Origin of the sequence: Alkaliphilus transvaalensis ATCC 700919, from assembly GCF_000621485.1 — a bacterium.
GTDB lineage: Bacteria > Bacillota > Clostridia > Peptostreptococcales > Natronincolaceae > Alkaliphilus > Alkaliphilus transvaalensis.
In genome coordinates this window covers 1-18,304 of record NZ_JHYF01000018.1, presented here as the reverse complement: position 1 = coordinate 18,304, position 18,304 = coordinate 1, and the positions used below count along the sequence as shown (strand labels likewise).

The following is an 18,304-nucleotide window of genomic DNA, read 5'->3' as shown; positions in this document are numbered from 1 at the left end:
GAGAAAATGATAGAATTTAAACTTCCGGATATTGGAGAAGGAATCCACGAAGGTGTACTTTTAAAGTGGTTAGTAGCTGTAGGTGATGAAGTTAAAGAAGGGGATTCCCTTTGCGAGATAGAAACCGACAAGGTTAATGCAGAATTACCAGCCCCGGCTACTGGAAAAATTGCAAAGCTTAATGGGGAAGTTGGAGAGACCATCTATGTAGGAAATGTGTTGGTGGTAATCGACACTGGTGAAGGTGGAGAAGTCTCTCAGAGAACTGAAGAAAATAAAGCTGAAGCAGGAGCAAAAACAGAAGCAGTTGAAGAAGATAATGCAGGTGTTGTTGGTGCTTTAGAGGTTTCCAATGAAGTTGTTTCGATTAGTGAAGAAGGACGTTCAGATAAAGTGAAAACCTCAAGCAAAGGAAAGGTATTAGCAACACCAGTGGCAAGGAAAATGGCCTATGACCTAGGGATCAAAATAGATGAAGTAAAAGGTACAGGACCAAATGGTAGGGTGATGAAGGAAGATATTCAGAAAACCTACGAAAATAAGAAGTTATCTTCTGTTGAACCCTCTAAAAAAGAGGGGGATTCTACTATAGAAAATGAAGAAATAGTCAAGCTTACTACCTTAAGAAAGACAATTTCTAAAAAAATGACAGAATCCTTTTTTACGATTCCCCATTCGGTTGTCATGGCGGAAATAGATGTATCTGCATTAGTGGAATACCGAGAGGCCATTAAGAACAAGTTTTTAGATGATCAAGGGTTGAAAATTACCTATCTTCCCTTTGTTATAAAGGCACTAGTTCAATCATTGAAGGAAAACCCTAAGTTTAATAGTCAATTGTCGGAGGACGGCCAACATCTAATATTAAAAAATTATTATCATGTAGGAATGGCCGTTGATACAGAAGATGGATTATTAGTGCCTGTTATCAAAAATGCAGATCAAAAGGGGATATTGTCCCTAATGAAGGAAATTGATCGTCTTGGTGAAGGGGCTCGAGAAAGAAAAATAAAAATAGAGGAATTAAAAGGCAGCACCTTTACCATCACAAATTTTGGTTCATTAGGTGCAAGTTTGGGTACACCTATAATAAATTACCCAGAGGTTGCAATTTTAGGTTTGGGTAAAATAGAAAAGAAGCCAGTAGTTATGGAGGATGAAATTGTTATTCGTTGGATGTTACCAATCTCAGTTGCCATAGATCATAGGGTACTAGATGGTGGAGATGCAGGAAGATTCTTAAAATCCTTTAAAGGATACATGGAGGATCCCCATAGCTTACTATTACTATAGGAGGCGATTTAATGATCTACGATATAATTGTAATAGGTGGTGGTCCAGGTGGGTATGTAGCCGCTATAAAGGCAGCCCAACTTGGTGGTAAGGTTGCTTTAGTAGAAAAAGAGGCCTTAGGCGGTGTCTGTTTAAATTGGGGTTGTATCCCAACTAAAGCCCTATTAAAAAATGCAAAGGTTTATCAAGAAATTTTAAAAAGTGACTTTTATGGCATCGAAGGAATATCAAAAAAAGAATTAAAAATCAACTGGAAAACCATGATTAAACGAAAGGATAGCGTAGTTAGAAGGTTGGTTAGGGGTGTAGAGAGTCTATTAGTTAAAAATAAAGTTGAAATTATCAGGGGGTTTGCTAATTTTATTGATAACAACATAATTGATGTAGAAGGACAAAAAATAGAAGGTAAAAAGATCATTATTGCTACTGGAGGCAAACCTCAAATTCCTAACATACCAGGACTTAGAGAAGCCTACGAAAAGGATTATCTTTTAACCAGTAAGGAAATTTTAAATCTTAAGGAATTGCCAAAAAGTTTATTGATCCTTGGTGGGGGTGTTATCGGGGTTGAATTTGCAACTCTATTTAATAGTCTAGGAGTAAAGGTGACGTTACTACAACGTTCTGAAAGAATTCTATCGGGTGTAGAAACTGAAATGGCCGATACTTTAACGAAACATTTAAAAAAGAATGGGTTAGTTATCCAGACTAACTGCCAAATTAATAGAATCCAAGGAAACACTGTTGTGGCAACTGTTAATGGGGAAGAAAAGATATTTGAAGGAGATAAAATACTGATTGCTCTTGGTACTAAGCCAAATCTTAAGGGGTTAGAAGGATTAAAACTAGAGACCGACAATAGAGGAATTGTTACCAATGAGAAACTAGAAACCAATATCGAAGGAATCTATGCTATAGGGGATGTAAACGGTAAATATCTATTAGCCCATGTAGCCAGTGCAGAAGGCCTTGTGGCAGCCAGTAATGCAATGGGTGGCGATGAAGTGATTGATTATAAGGCAGTCCCGTCGTGCATTTATAGTTTTCCAGAAATAGCTTCTGTTGGCTTAACAGAGGAAGAGGCTAAGGAAAAAGGCCATCAAGTAGTGGTAAGTAAGTTTCCCATTAGTGCCAATGGAAAAGCGATGGCAGAGGGAGAAAGTGTAGGATTTGTAAAGGTTATAGCCGATCAACAATATGGGGAAATATTAGGCACCCATATCATGGCTGTTCATGCCACGGATATGATTTCTGAAGCCGTTATATCCATGGAGCTTGAAGGAACTGCTGAAGATGTGGCTAAGGCAATACACCCACATCCAACCCTTTCAGAAATTGTAATGGAAGCAGCCCACGGCATCACAGGTCATCCTATTCATATATAGAAGGAGGGACTTAGGGAGGAGAGCCTCTTTAAGTCCTTTTTTAGTTTATAACAGAAAAACTAAAACCTACCATATAATTTAGTAGCTTAATAGTAGTTTATGGGCATGCCTATTAGGTTTTCCATCTATGTATCTATAGAAACTTTCCACGAAAAATTATATAATTGAGATATAACCTAAATTAAGTCTATGGGATATAAATTTTACAAAAAGTTTCAAGTATTTCAGTAGGAATTCTGTAGATAGATGAAGAATATATCTATTATTGGTGTAAGATGTGATTGTATCCTATGAAAGAGGAATTGACCATATAGATAGGAGTAAACCTTATGATGCTAAATAAAATCCTAATATTAAGGCCTACAGTTAGTCGTAAATGTCTTCTAAAGAACTTATTGCGTCGATATGGGTATCAGGTGGTGGAAGAACTGCTCGCTACTGATATTAGCGAAATTGTAGAAAACACTAAACCTAATATCATATTGATAAATGCTTTTCCTAATGAAGAAGAAAGCTTTATTGGGTGTAAAACACTAAAAAATGATTCTGAAACAAAAGAAATTCCTATAATTGTGCAGCTCCATGATTTCTCAGAAGAAGAAAAATTAAAATTTATTCAAGTAGGTGTAGATGATTTTATTCAAATACCCTATCATGAAAATGAATTGATGCTTAAAATTAAGAATCAGTTTAAAATTAATGAGTTAAAGAAGAGATTAAATGACTCAAATAATGCCTTAGAAGAAAGTTTGTCTAGAATCGCTAATCAAAAGTTAGAATTAGATAGAAATCTTACTATGGCAGCTAAAATTCAAGAAGCACTAATACCTAAGACCTTAGGAAATATACCGAACTGTTCTTTTTTATGGCATTTTCAACCTTCTGGTAAAGTAGGTGGAGATATATTTGATGCCTTTATGTTGGACGAGGATCATATGGGTATGTATATGATAGATGTCATGGGACATGGAATCGCATCCTCTATGTTGGCGGTTGCCCTATCTGAATCTCTAATTTTAGATATTGAGCGGGGCTCCCCACTAAAACGGAAAATAAACGATTATCCATACTATGAAATCATACCTCCCATAGAGGTAATTCGATATTTGAATAAACGTTTTCCATTTGCAAAATACAAACATTACTTTACTATTTTTTACATGGTATTAAATGTAAAAACAGGGGTATTAAAGTATGTTAGGGCTGCTCATCCTGCACCTTTTCTAATTAAAAATAGTGGCGAAATACAAGAATTAGATGGTTATGGGACACCTATTGGTTTTGAATTTGCTGAGGATCATGAAGAAAAGACGGTATGCTTAGATTCAGGTGACACAATTATAATTTATACTGATGGATTGTTGGAAATTAAAGATGAAGAGAATAAAGTATTAGAATATGAAGGGTTAGTTGATTTCTTAAAAGAAGAAGTTAAATGTGAAAGCCACCATTATACCCTTGCTTTAAAAAAACTATCAAGAAATCAGCCTAAATTAAAAGACGATCTATCAATTTTTGAAATGAAATGGATTAAGTTTGTATAAAATAGAGACAAAGATTAAAAATAGTATTAATCTTAAAGCTTTGTTAAGGATGAAGAAATAAATAAGTATTTGAAAATAGATAAATAGTCTTAGAAATTATTGTTGAAATTCTGGTCAAAACCAAGTATATTAGTTATAAGTATATTGTATACAAAGCATTTTTATCATCTTTTTGTCATACATAGAATTATGTTGGCAACAAGACAGTCTATTAGACATTATGTAGATACTATTTTATGTATACAATTAATCATTATAGTGATCTACTGATTAAAGCAAAACGCTATTTATATTTTTAAAGAGAGTTAGTTTGAAAACAATATGAAAATCAAAAAGTATAATACTAAAATAATGGATAATAAAAGTAGAGAAAAATATGGGGGGATCGGTGATGTTGGAGAAAATGGTTGTAATTAAAAATGCAATAGGGCTTCATGCTAGGCCTGCTAGTTACTTAGTTAAGGAGGCTACCCGTTTCAAATCTGAAATAATGATTATTAAAGGTGGAAACGAATATAATTGTAAAAGCATCATGAATGTATTAAGCATGGGTGCTAAAAAAGGTGATGAAATTCTCCTTAAGATAGAGGGTAGTGATGAAGCAGAAGCAATGGAAGCTTTGGTAGATTTAATTGAAAATACTTTAATTGAACATGATTAGTTAGAAAAAATCTTTCTTCGAAGAAAACAAAGATGATTTTAGGTGAAGAAAACAAGATATTACATCAATTTAATTAAATTAAATTGCTTGCTTACTCTTGAATCGCATTTACCAATGTTCTTTTAATAAATTTCAAAGTAGGACTTACCTATGTTATGGAAAAGAGAAAAGAAATTTTCTCTTTTTTATTTTTTGAAGAGTAGGTTTTAAGTTTAACGGAAAAAATAGCTCTAGAAACTGGGGGATCAAAATGTTAACTTGATAAGAATGATAAATGTTAAAAATAGAGTGGGGTAAGAGAAAATAATAATATATTTATAAAAAAAATATCTTTTTAGAAATTGAAACGTTTTCCTAAATCACAAAATTAAAAGTAAGTAAATACAATGATATTATCCTGTTATATTTTTAAAAAATAATTAATATTTTTGCAGTATTCTATTTACTTTTTATCAAAACTCTTGTATAATCATTATTAAAATTTAAAAGATTATAATAATGTAGGGAATAGCACGAATATTAAAACGGATTATCAATTAAATATTCGTGTTACAAAATGTAAGGAGGTATAATTATGAAAAAAAGTTTGGAAGACATTTTATCAGAACCAATGGTCTACTTTTTACCACCATGGACCCACAAAAAGGAGATTTTAAAACAAATTTTAGAAGCCCACACTGCAATTAAATTTGTTTCATTAGTAGGTGTGGACTTAGGCGGAAATAATACTGATGAAAAAATTCCTATTTCTTTGTTTTTAGAGGATATTGATGGTTTTCTTAAAACGGGAGTACAAACCGACGGATCTAGTGTTATGCTTCATGAAATTGCAACTTTAAATAATGCTAAGGTGGATATTATACCTGACCTTGATGTTACTTGGTTTGTAGATTACAATTATGAATTATTAGATGAAGAGACTCAATTACCCATCGGAACATTAAAAATACCTGCTTACTTAGAACATAATGAAAAATGGGTAGATTCTAGAGCCATCTTAAAAAGAACTGTAGAATATTTTAAGAAAGAAATGTTAGAACTCCTTACCAATAATCCCCACGCCCTTAAAGACTTAGGCATTGATTCAGTTGAAGACATTGAAGATGTAAGCTTAACTACAGCAACAGAGCTAGAATTTTGGGTAAAAACACCTGAAGACTTGGCAGATGAAGAAAAATTATCGACATCACAAATGTTAAAGGAACAATACTGGAAAAGAACAAAGGGTTCAGTTAGATCTGCTTTAGAAGAAACAATGTTAATCCTAGAAAAGTATGGTGTAGAGCCTGAAATGGGTCATAAAGAAGTTGGAGGAGTAAGATCTACAATTTCGATATCGGGAAAATTAAATCATGTAATGGAACAGTTGGAAGTTGACTGGAAGTACAGCACAGCCCTACAATCCTGTGATAATGATTTATTCATCAGAGAATTTATTGAAGAGACTTTTGAAAGATATGGATTAGAAGTTACTTTTATGGCTAAACCAATCGAAGGTGTAGCAGGAAGTGGAAAACATACCCATATGGGAGCTGGATTAAAGTTAAAAAATGGAAAGTTTATAAATTTATTCGCTCCTCAAAACATGACGGAAGAGTTTGTTAACTCTATGGGATGGGGAGCATTAATGGGGATTCTAAAAAACTATGAAGTTGTTAATCCCTTTGTAACTTCTACAAATGATGCCTTCAATCGATTGAAACCAGGATTTGAAGCACCAGTGTGTATCGTTGGATCCGTTGGTCATACACCAGAAAGTCCTTCAAGAAATCGTACAGTATTAATCGGTTTAGTTAGGGATATCAATAATCCATTAGCCACTAGATATGAGTTAAGAGCACCTAATCCAACTTCTAATACTTATTTATTAGTAAGTGCTTCTTATTTAGCTATGCTTGATGGTATTAAACAGGCAGTAGAAAGTAAATTGACCAGTAAAGAATTAGAAGTAGAAATTTCTAAAGATGCTGGAGAAGATAAATTTTATCTAGAAAAAGATAGAGCCTATAGAAGTGAGCATGATGTTTTTGAAGATTATACTGAAGAAGAAAGAAACAGATTATTTAGTAAACCGCCTGCAACTGTGTGGGAGAATCTTCAAGGTTTTACAAAGTGCCAAGATAAGAAAGCAATTTTATTTAGCGGAGAAGCCTTCGATGAAAAAATTCTTAATTCCTATGAACTTGCTACATTAGATCATTGGGTAACAGAATTATTAGGAAGAATTATTCCAAATAATATTGCAATCGTACGAAACTGCAAGAAACTTCATATTGTTGATCAAGCAACTGATTTAGATGTTGTAAATTGGGAGAAGATTAACAATCTAAGAATTCACTTAATGAAGGATAGCTTAGAACGAAAATCATTATTTACCGAAATTAGAGAAGCTTTAGAAGGCAAAGAGTATGAATTAGCGTCAAGACTTCAAATGGAAATGGCAGAAAAAATCGCTTCATTAAAAGCGATGTACAATGTATATAAGAGAAACTTAATGGAAGAAGTAAATGGCTATTTAGGTTAGGATAAGCTTAATCTAATCACCAGCATACCTATTGTATATTGATGGGCTATGCTGGTTTTTTCATAGCATAAGGAAATTGCATAATTGATATTAGATTTATTTTCATGCAAAAAAAAGTATTTAAGTAATAAGCCAAATTTCCTATTTTTCAAGAAGATAGTTATGTAAAATACTGTGGGAAGATTGATTCACACTTCATTCATAAGGCGGTCATCAATCGGTTATTGACTATAAATAGCTAATTTTCAAAGTTATAATATTGAATTATAAAAGTGAAGTATTGCATTTGATTTTAATTAACATAATCATGAAATAACTATTTTCCTTAAGTAATATAAGGAATAACTTGTTTCTCAATGGAGACATAGGGTATAATTACCATATAATGTGTTGAAAATATTATAAAGGGGGAAGAAATATGGACAGAAGAGTTATTCAAGAAAGAGTAGAACACATAAGAAGTCTACTAGATCCTGAAAGGGCCAAAAGAGAAAAAAGAGTGGAAAGAAGTAGAGGGATAGCAAAAGGAATTGCTGTAGGGACCCTTTTAGGGGGATTAGCAGGTATCTTTTTTGCCCCAGATAAAGGAAAAAACACTAGAAAGAAAACAAAGGAAGAATTAGAAAAAGCTAAAGAAATTCTAGAGACAAATATCCAAGAGGGTAAAGGAAAGTTCAGTGAATTTATGGAAGAAAGAAAGAGTCTGTTAAATGGAAAAACAATTCTTGTAAAGGACCATTCTGCCCATACCGCTGATCAAGTCGAGGAAGATGACGATTATATCTATGATGATGAGGAAGATTTAGCCAAAGAAGAGGCTTAAGTAGTAACAACCATGAGAAGAGGGTAGGTGGTATAATGGAATTTACAATTAGTCTAGAGCATATCTTACTTTTAGTAGGACTTGCTGTAGCGGTTTTACTAATCATGACATTAGTAAAGGTATATGAAATACTAAAACAGTTGAAACAGATCTTACTAAGAAATGATGCTAATATTAACCAAACGTTAGATTCGCTACCAAAAGTAATACATAATGTAGAAGAAATCACTAAAGCAGTTAATGGTGAAATGAAACATATTGATGGAACCATTAAGAATGTTGAAGAAATTACGGGTACTGTTAATGAAGAGATTAAGCACTTAAAGGGAGCAGTAAGAAATATAGAAGAAACCGTAGAATATGCAGCTGCTACTGCCCAAACCCTTACAGAGGATTTTGTACTTCCCATAAGTGATTTAATGAGTATCGTATCCTTAATAAAAAGCCTATTCGTCAAAGAAAAGAAAAAAGGTTTCTTTAGTAAATAAGCAATCCCTTAAATATCTGAGTATAATCAAGTAAATATACAACAAATAAATGGAATACAGCCTCAATATAGAGGCTGTATTTTTTATGGAAAAATTTAAAGGGAAGACTGTAGACAGTAAGGTTGAGTGCTAAGAAGGGGATAAATTTTTTTCTTAGAAATTAATGAAAAACTATTGTATTTTTATACAAAATAATGTATTATTAATAACATGATAAACTAGAATAAATATTCATCTTTAATACATAAATATACACAAGGTGAATATTGCTAAGGAGTGAAGTGTATGATTAAGGCAGGAATACTAGGATCTACAGGTTATGCAGGTTCTGAATTAACAAGGTTATTAATGAATCATCCAAAAGTTAAAATAGAGTTTCTAGATTCAAGGAGTTATGAAGGAGACACCTACAGTAATATTTATCCCAACTTAAAGGGTTTAGTTGATATAAAGTGCAGTTCAATTGATTTAGCAAATCCAGTTGAATTAGATAACATAGATGTTTTATTCTGCGCCCTACCCCATGGGTTAAGCCAAAAGGCTGTTCAGGAAGGGGTAAAGAGGGGGATTAAAGTAATTGATTTATCAGCAGATTTTAGAATTTCCAACCCCAGTGTCTATGAAGACTGGTATAACGTAGAACATAAAGCCCTACATGAACTAAAGACAGCAGTTTATGGATTAACAGAAATACATCGAGAAAATATAAAAACCACTCAATTGGTGGCAAATCCAGGTTGTTATCCAACTAGTATTCTATTAGCTGTATATCCATTACTAAAGGAAAAGCTTATTTTAACAGAAATGATAATAGCTGATTCAAAATCTGGAGTCTCTGGTGCAGGTAGAAACCCGATAGATGCTACCATATATGCCCAATGCAATGAAAGTGTTAAGGCCTACAGCCTTGGTACCCATAGACATACACCGGAAATAGAGCAAGAACTATCTCTGATGGCAGGAGGGCAGGTCTTGATCCAATTTACTCCTCACCTCATTCCCATGACCAGGGGAATACTGAGTACGATTTATGTTATGAATAGTAATAATCTAAAGGAAAAGGACCTAGTAGAAATCTATCACAACTATTATAAAAATGAGAACTTTATTAGAGTCTTAACAGGTGGTCAACTGCCTCAAACGAAGGCAGTAGTAGGTTCTAATTTGTGTGATATTGGTTTTAAAGTAGATGAGAGAACAGGGAAGATTATTCTTGTAAGTGCAATTGATAATTTAATTAAGGGAGCCTCTGGGCAGGCTGTTCAAAATATGAATGTTATGTTTGGTATAGAAGAAATGATAGGACTTCAACAAATGCCATTATGGCCTTAGGAAATGGGGGAAAGGAAATGAAAACTTTTGAAATTATTGAAGGGAATGTAACAACACCAAAGGGTTTTAAAGCCAGTGGAATCCATGCAGGGATTAAAAAGGCAAAAAAAGATATCGCCCTAATCGTTAGTGAAGTCCCTTGTGAGGCTGCTGGTGTATTTACTACCAATAAGGCTTGTGCCGCACCGGTTATTGTATCAAAGGAGAATATTAAAGACGGTAAGATTCAAGGGATCATTGTAAATAGTGGAAATGCCAATGCATGTACAGGTGAACAGGGGATCCTGGATGCAAAGGAAATGATTCATAGAACTGCAAAAGCCCTAAATCTCTCGGAAGAAAGTGTTATTGTTTCTTCAACAGGAATTATTGGAGTACCAATGCCTATGGAGGTTATTAATAATGGAATTGAAAAAGCAGTAGAAGCTCTTTCCTATGAAGGAGGCGCCGATGCAGCAGAAGGAATTATGACCACAGACCTAATCCCAAAGGCAGTGGCGGTAAAATTAACGATAGACGGTAAGGAAGTAACCATCGGTGGAATAGCTAAGGGATCGGGTATGATTCATCCTAACATGGCAACAATGCTTTCTTTTGTTACCACTGATATTAATATAGATGGTAGTTACCTAAAACAGATATTAACTGAAACCACCAATCAAACCTATAACATGATCTCGGTAGATGGTGATACCAGTACAAACGATATGGTGGCTGTAATGGCCAACGGCTTAGCTAACAATAAGATTATGGACGAAAACCATCCAGAAAAGGAGAAGTTTTTAGAAGCCTTTTATTTTGTCCATGAATATCTAGCGAAAACAATCGTCCGTGATGGGGAAGGTGCTACTAAGTTCATTGAAGTTGAAGGGATTAATGCACCTAAAGTAGTAGATGCTAGAAAAGCAGTCAAAAGTATTTTAAATTCAAGCTTAGTTAAAACTGCCTTCTTTGGTGAAGACGGAAACTGGGGAAGAATTCTATGTAGTGTTGGCTATTCAGGAATGGACTTTGAAATGGAGAAGATAGAAATTTACTTAAGCAGTGAAGGTGGAGAAGTTAAAATTGTTGAAGCAGGCCAAGGCACAGGCTTTTTAGAAGAAGATGTAGAGAAAATTCTAAAACACAAAGATATTAAAATTACAGTGGATTTTAATATGGGGATTGAAAAAGCCAAGGGATGGGGTTGTGACTTGTCCTACGATTACGTAAAAATTAATGGAGCCTATCGAACTTAGGATATGGAGTAAATAGGAGGAAGACAAGATGGAATTATCACCGCAACAAAAAGCCCACATCTTGGTGGGAAGTTTAGCATATATTAAAAAATTTCATAATCAAACAGTGGTGATCAAGTATGGGGGCCATGCTATGATCAATGAAGAACTGAAGCAAGGGGTGATTAAGGATATTGCCCTGATGAAATATGTTGGTATGAACCCAGTAATTGTCCACGGTGGCGGGCCAGAAATTACAGAGATGATGGAGCATTTCGGTAAAACAGCAGAATTTGTTGATGGGTTAAGAGTTACAGATGAGAAGACAATGGAAATTACTGAGATGGTTTTATGTGGTAAGATTTCTAGTCAAATTGTTTCTCTTTTAAATTTCAACGATGTAAAGGCTCTAGGGCTAAGTGGTAAAGATGGGTGCATTGTAAAAGCCACTAAAAAGAATGAGAAATTAGGTTATGTAGGGGAAATTACTGAGATTAATGCAGAATTAATTAATACAGTGATCCAACAGGGATATGTGCCAGTAATTTCACCAGTTGGTGTGGGAGAGCATGGAGAAAGCTATAATATTAATGCCGATGAGGTGGCTGGAAAATTAGCTGCAACCCTAGGGGCAAAGAAGCTTGTATTAATTACCGATGTAGAAGGTGTTTTAGAGGATAAGGATGACCCAACTACACTGATTTCAGCAATTAAAACGACAGAGGTGGACGAATATATAGCAACTGGCGTGATTAAGGGAGGAATGATTCCTAAAATCCAATGTTGTATGGGGGCAGTAACCCAAGGGGTAGAGCGTTGCCATATTATAGATGGAAGAAAGAATCATTCAATGTTGTTGGAGATTTTTACCGATGATGGTATCGGTACAATGATTACAACTTAAAGGAGGTAGGAAGGATGAAAATAGAAGAATTAGTAACAATGGGTGAAACCTACTTAATGAATAACTATAAAAGACTTCCCATTTCCTTTGTAGAGGGAAAGGGTTGTTATGTAACCGATACAGAAAATAATAAATTTCTAGATTTTATTGGAGGAATAGCAGTAAATAATTTAGGGCATTCTCCAGAAGCTGTCGTGACGGCTATTAAAGAACAAGCGGAGAAATTAATGCATGTATCTAACCTATTTTGGATTGAAAGCCAAGTCACCTTAGCCAAAATTTTAGTAGAAAACTCTTTTGCAGATAAAGCCTTCTTTTGTAATTCTGGGGCAGAGGCCAATGAAGGAGCCATTAAACTAGCAAGAAAATATGCCTATAAAAAGTTTGGAAACCATAAACATGAAATAATTGCTATGACAGGCTCTTTCCATGGAAGGACCCTTGGAACGTTAGCCATCACCGATAACAAAAAGTATCAAGAAGGTTATGGACCAATACCAGAAGGCTTTAAATTTGCAGAATTTAATAATATAGAGTCGGTTAACGCATTAGTCAATGAAAATACCTGTGGGATACTAGTTGAGCCTGTCCAAGGTGAGGGTGGTGTCACACCTGCCACTAAAGAATTTTTAGAGGCATTAAAGGTCCTTTGTAAAGAAAAGGATATATTATTAATCTTTGATGAAATTCAATGCGGTATTGCTAGAACAGGTAAGCTATTTGCTTATCAGCACTTTGGTGTAGAACCAGATATCATGTCTTTAGCAAAGGCGTTAGGTGGGGGATTCCCTATAGGGGCAGTAGTTGCTACAGAAGAGATAGCGGCTGCATGGCAACCAGGAGACCACGGAACAACCTTTGGAGGAAACCCATTGGCTTGTGCATCGGGGGTAGCTACGCTACAAACCGTAATCAATGAAAAACTATGGGAAAAGGCAGAGACAATGGGAAGTTATTTTGCTGAAAAACTTCAAGTATTTGTAGATACCTATCCTTGGGTAAAGGAAGTAAAGGGACTAGGTTTAATGATGGGCTTAGAATTAGAAATTGAAGGGGCTTCGATAGTTCAAAAAGCCTTTAATGAAGGAATACTTATTAATTGTACAGCCGGGAAAGTACTTCGTTTTGTACCACCCCTAGTTGTAGAAAAGGAAGATATAGATATTGTTATTGATGCATTACAGGAAATTTTTACTGAAATGGAGGTGGAATAATGAAGGGATATTTATTATTACAAGATGGAACCCTATTCGAAGGAAAGGCTTTCGGAAGCGAAACAACCAACATTGGAGAAGTGGTTTTTAATACCTCTATGACAGGATACCAAGAAATATTTACTGATTATTCCTACCATGGTCAGGTTCTAGTAATGACCTATCCTATGATTGGAAACTATGGTTTAAATTATGATGATGTAGAGTCTCAAAAACCAATTATAAAGGGATTAGTCGTAAGGGAATATTGTAAAAATCCAAGTAACTGGAAGAATGAAATATCTTTAGATGAATACATGAAGGTTAATGGGATCTTAGGAATTGAAGGAATAGATACACGTATGCTGGTAAAACATTTAAGAAATAATGGAACAATGAAGGGAATCATAACTACTTCTTTAGATAATAGAGAAGAACTACTGGTAAAGATGAAGGAAACAGACCTTACCACTTATAATTATACAGAGGAAGTGTCTACTAAAAGTCCCTATATTATTCCTGGTAAAGGACCTAAAATAGCCCTAATGGATTTTGGTGTAAAACTGAATATCATTAGAATTTTGCAATCCTATGACTGTCAGATTACAGTTTTACCCTATAATACAAAGGCTGAAGATATATTAAAAATGAAGGTGGATGGACTATTCTTATCCAATGGTCCAGGGAACCCTGAAAATTTAATGGTGGCAGTAGAAAACATCAAAAAGCTGATGAACAAACTTCCCATTTTTGGAATTTGTATGGGACATCAATTAATTGGTCTAGCATCTGGAGCAAAGACTTATAAATTAAAGTTTGGCCATAGAGGAGCAAATCATCCAGTAAAGGATTTAATTAATAATCGAGTGTATATTACTTCTCAGAACCATGGTTATGCCATTGATGAGAGCACTTTAAATACTAATTTATTTACTGTTACCCATATGAACTTAAATGATGGCACAGTAGAGGGAATTAAGCATAAATATTTACCAGTATTCAGTGTGCAATATCATCCCGAGGCCTGCCCAGGACCAATGGATTCTAAGTATCTATTTGATCAATTTATAAATAATGTACAACAGTATAAACAGCAAGCAGTATAGGGGGAATAGAAATGCCTAAGGACAATAAACTCAATAAAGTATTAGTCATCGGTTCAGGACCTATCGTCATTGGGCAAGCAGCTGAATTTGACTATTCAGGGACACAAGCTTGTAAATCATTGAAGGAAGAAGGTCTTGAGGTGGTTCTGGTTAATAGCAACCCTGCCACCATCATGACAGATCAAAATATAGCAGACCACGTATACATCGAACCTTTAAATGTAAAGGCATTAGAAAAAATTATTTCCATTGAAAAACCCGACGGAATATTACCTACCCTTGGGGGGCAGACGGGACTTAATTTAGCTATTGAACTATATGAAAAAGGAATTTTAAGTAAGTATAATGTAAAATTATTGGGAACATCGGTAGAAGCCATTAAAAGAGCGGAAGACAGACAGCTATTTAAAGATACAATGGAGCTAATTAACCAACCCATCCCTGCCAGTACCATAGTAGAGACAGTTGAAGAAGCCCTAAGTTTTGCTGAAGAAGTAGGTTATCCCCTAATTATTCGACCTGCCTATACCCTTGGGGGCTCTGGTGGAGGGATTGCCAATAATGAAGAACAATTTATAGAAATAGTTGGAAGAGGGCTTCGTTATAGTCGTATTGGACAATGTTTAATCGAACAAAGTGTTGCCAACTGGAAGGAAATTGAGTACGAAGTAATGCGGGACAAAAACGATAACTGTATTATTATTTGTAATATGGAAAACTTTGATCCAGTTGGGGTTCATACAGGGGATAGTATTGTAGTTGCCCCATCCCAAACCCTAAGGGATGAAGAATATCAAATGCTAAGAAGTGCGTCCATCGACATCATTCGAGAGCTTAAGGTAGAGGGAGGCTGTAATATACAGTTTGCCTTAAATCCAAATAGTATGGACTATATTGTTATCGAAGTGAACCCAAGGGTAAGTCGTTCAAGTGCTTTAGCCTCTAAGGCCACTGGGTATGCTATTGCAAAAATTGCAGCGAAAATAGCAGTAGGACTTACCTTAGATGAAATTAAAAACCCTGTAACAGGAAAAACCACTGCCTGCTTTGAGCCAGCTTTAGATTATGTTGTGGTTAAAATTCCCCAATGGCCCTTTGATAAGTTCAATACTGGTGACCGTAAGTTAGGAACCCAAATGAAGGCAACTGGAGAAGTTATGGCAATCGAAAGAACCTTTGAAGCAGCTTTGTTAAAGGCAGTTAGAAGTCTTGAGGGGAAAAGAAGAGAAATTTATTCTAAGGCAATGGCCGCATGGAGCAATGATTTTATTCAAGATAAACTTTCTTATCCCAATGATCAAAGATTATTTGCCATCTTTGAAGGGATGAGAAGAGGAATGACAATTGAAGAGATTTTTGAGATGACCGCCATCGATTTGTGGTTCTTGTCAAGAATTAAAAACATCATCATCCATGAAGGGTTATTAAAGGAAAAAGGACTTGAAGAAGAATTATTAACCGATTGCAAAAAAATGGGCTTCTCCGATGGCTATATAGCCAATATATTAGATATTAAAGAGGCAGAAATAAATCAATTAAGAAAATCAAAAGATCTAAAACCCGTCTATAAATTAGTAGACACCTGTGCAGGTGAATTTGAATCTGCAACACCCTATTTCTATTCAACCTACGAGATGGATAATGAAGTAGAGCTAACTGATAAAAAGAAGGTAGTTATTTTAGGTTCTGGGCCGATTCGTATAGGGCAAGGAATTGAATTTGACTATTGCTGTGTCCACGGAGCGTGGGCATTAAAGGACTTAGATATTGAAACTATTATTATTAATAATAATCCAGAAACCGTTAGTACAGATTTTGACACTTCCGATAAATTGTACTTTGAACCACTAACTTCTGAGGATGTCATTAACATTGCGGAAATGGAAGGAATTGATGGGGTTATCGTCCAATATGGTGGACAAACGGCTATAAACCTTACAAAACCATTGCATGAGGCAGGGGTAAAGATACTAGGTACTTCTCCAGAATCAATTGATATAGCAGAAGACAGAGAAAAATTTGCAGATCTCCTCAATAAACTTAATATCCCCCAAACAAAGGGCTGTATGGCTCTAAATCATCAAGAAGTAGAGAAGGCTGCTGAAACCTTAGGTTTTCCTTTAGTGGTAAGACCAAGTTATGTAATTGGTGGTCAGTCTATGGAGATTGTTTGGGAAAAGGACGAATTAATGAAGTATGTAAATAATCTTTGGGAAGAGCATCAAGATTATCCTATTTTATTAGACCAATATATACAGGGTAAAGAAGTAGAGATTGACGGAATCAGTGATGGAGAGACTATATTCATTCCAGCTATAATGGAGCATATTGAAAGAGCTGGAGTCCATTCTGGTGATAGCATGAGTGTCTATCCAGTTCAAAATGTAAGTCAAAAGGTTTTAGATGATATTGTAGACTATACTTCTAAAATAGCCAAGGCCCTACAGGTAAAGGGACTAATCAATATTCAATTTGTTGTTAAAGATGAAGAAGTGATGGTAATAGAGGCTAACCCAAGGGCATCAAGAACAGTACCAATTGTTGCAAAGGTAACTCAAGTGCCAATGGTGGCATTAGCAACAGCAATTATGACAGGAAAAACTTTAAAGGAAATGGGATATGAAAATGGAATAGCCCAATATCCTCCCTATGTGGTGGTGAAGGCTCCTGTGTTCTGCCTAGAAAAATTGGCAGAAGTGGATATATCCCTAAGCCCCGAGATGAAGTCTACAGGAGAAGTTATGGGGGTTGGGGCTAACTATCAAGAAGCCCTATATAAGGCCTTTGAAGGAACAGGATTAAAAATTCCTGAAAAGGGAGGGGTTTTATTTTCTCTATCCTCAAGAGAGAAGGAGGAAGCCCTATCTCTTGCTAAAAAATTAGTGGAACTAGGATTTGAAATTTTTGCAACAGAAAAAACAGGGGAATATTTTGTATCAGCAGGAATAAAAGTAACAAAGGTTTTTACCTCCCAAGAGGAAGTGATAAAGGCCTTTAAAACTGAAGACATTGCAATGGTAATTAATACTCCTACTAAAGGAAAACAAGCTGAAAGAAGCGGATTTAAATTAAGACGAACATCTGTAGATTACAAAGTGCCTTGTTTTACATCATTAGATACTGCTATTGGTTTTGTTGATGTAATAGAATATGTTAAGGGATATGTTTATGGAGTAAAGAAGATATATTAAAGAAGATATATTAAAGAAAATATATTAAGATAAGAACGTTATTGTCGGGGGATTGAATAATTTGTAGATAATTTGTGGTAGTTTTAAAATTAGATAAAACTGATTTAAATTCACTGTTATACTATTGTGAAACTCAGTCATTTTTCAAAAAAATATACAGCTTACCCAAAAAGGGGCTGTATATTTTTTTATTCTATAAGATTAAGATATGAGTAGAAGAAAGATAACAGTTAAAGAGATATTGATAAATAGGTATGAGGACTTTAAAAATAGATACTGGTCTAGGGTTCCTAAAGCTATGCGGGAGCATATAGATGTTCTGCAAAAGTAGGTCCCTAGTACTATTTTAATCTTGTTGTAAAAAATATATATTAATAGTAATATTTACAATGGAAAAACAATCCATAATTTATCAATCCATAATATAATGTAAACTTAAAAAAGAAGTAGCTTGTATTTAATAGATTTAGTAAGAAAATAGCAAAATATAAGAGTGGGTAGGTGAGGGAATGGGACAAAAAGTTGATTACAAAAAAATCGAAGCATTATCAAAAAAACTCGACAACTTAAGAAATACAGTAGAAAATAATACAACACCAGCATGTAGAGATACAAGAAATATCCTATCGAGTACACGGGTTAA

At 34.7% G+C, this 18,304-nt stretch carries 13 protein-coding genes; all 13 read left to right on the top strand.

Annotated elements, in window-relative coordinates:
* Positions 1-6 precede the first annotated feature (6 nt).
* Entirely contained in the window at positions 7-1,293 is a 1,287-nt protein-coding gene (locus T335_RS0113550) for a dihydrolipoamide acetyltransferase family protein (protein ID WP_026478028.1), read from the top strand.
* A gap of 11 nt (positions 1,294-1,304) precedes the next feature.
* Positions 1,305-2,678: a dihydrolipoyl dehydrogenase gene (gene lpdA, locus T335_RS0113545; RefSeq protein WP_026478027.1), complete on the top strand. Its 1,374-nt coding sequence runs from the start codon at positions 1,305-1,307 to the stop codon at positions 2,676-2,678.
* 329 nt (positions 2,679-3,007) lie between these two features.
* Positions 3,008-4,222 carry a response regulator gene (locus tag T335_RS0113540; protein ID WP_026478026.1) on the top strand — a complete coding sequence of 405 codons (1,215 nt, stop codon included), beginning with the start codon at positions 3,008-3,010 and terminating at the stop codon, positions 4,220-4,222.
* 391 nt (positions 4,223-4,613) lie between these two features.
* The gene (locus T335_RS0113535) at positions 4,614-4,883 is read left to right on the top strand and encodes an HPr family phosphocarrier protein (RefSeq protein WP_026478025.1); all 270 of its coding nucleotides are present in this window, start codon (positions 4,614-4,616) and stop codon (positions 4,881-4,883) included.
* Between the two features lie 574 nt (positions 4,884-5,457).
* Positions 5,458-7,407: a type I glutamate--ammonia ligase gene (locus T335_RS0113530; RefSeq protein ID WP_026478024.1), complete on the top strand. Its 1,950-nt coding sequence runs from the start codon at positions 5,458-5,460 to the stop codon at positions 7,405-7,407.
* Positions 7,408-7,825: 418 nt separating this feature from the next.
* Positions 7,826-8,230 (top strand): YtxH domain-containing protein, encoded by a 405-nt coding sequence (locus tag T335_RS20775; RefSeq protein WP_034328555.1) that lies wholly within the window; start codon positions 7,826-7,828, stop codon positions 8,228-8,230.
* Between the two features lie 35 nt (positions 8,231-8,265).
* A complete protein-coding gene (locus T335_RS0113520; protein ID WP_026478023.1) occupies positions 8,266-8,718 on the top strand; it encodes a hypothetical protein in 453 nt (150 codons plus the stop codon).
* Between the two features lie 285 nt (positions 8,719-9,003).
* Complete coding sequence (gene argC / locus T335_RS0113515; RefSeq protein ID WP_026478022.1) at positions 9,004-10,050, top strand: N-acetyl-gamma-glutamyl-phosphate reductase; 1,047 nt, start codon at positions 9,004-9,006, stop codon at positions 10,048-10,050.
* Positions 10,051-10,067: 17 nt separating this feature from the next.
* Positions 10,068-11,288, top strand: a complete 1,221-nt coding sequence (gene argJ, locus T335_RS0113510) for a bifunctional ornithine acetyltransferase/N-acetylglutamate synthase (RefSeq protein WP_026478021.1) — start codon at positions 10,068-10,070, stop codon at positions 11,286-11,288.
* 28 nt (positions 11,289-11,316) lie between these two features.
* Positions 11,317-12,171 (top strand): acetylglutamate kinase, encoded by an 855-nt coding sequence (argB, locus tag T335_RS0113505; RefSeq protein WP_026478020.1) that lies wholly within the window; start codon positions 11,317-11,319, stop codon positions 12,169-12,171.
* A gap of 14 nt (positions 12,172-12,185) precedes the next feature.
* The gene (locus tag T335_RS0113500) at positions 12,186-13,385 is read left to right on the top strand and encodes an aspartate aminotransferase family protein (RefSeq protein ID WP_026478019.1); all 1,200 of its coding nucleotides are present in this window, start codon (positions 12,186-12,188) and stop codon (positions 13,383-13,385) included.
* On the top strand, positions 13,385-14,470 hold the full coding sequence (gene carA, locus T335_RS0113495; RefSeq protein ID WP_026478018.1) for a glutamine-hydrolyzing carbamoyl-phosphate synthase small subunit: 1,086 nt from the start codon (positions 13,385-13,387) through the stop codon (positions 14,468-14,470). The genes T335_RS0113500 and carA overlap by 1 nt, the downstream gene beginning before the upstream one ends.
* An 11-nt stretch (positions 14,471-14,481) precedes the next feature.
* Positions 14,482-17,661, top strand: coding sequence for a carbamoyl-phosphate synthase large subunit (carB, locus tag T335_RS20770; protein ID WP_034328554.1), 3,180 nt, complete (start codon positions 14,482-14,484; stop codon positions 17,659-17,661).
* Positions 17,662-18,304 lie beyond the last annotated feature (643 nt).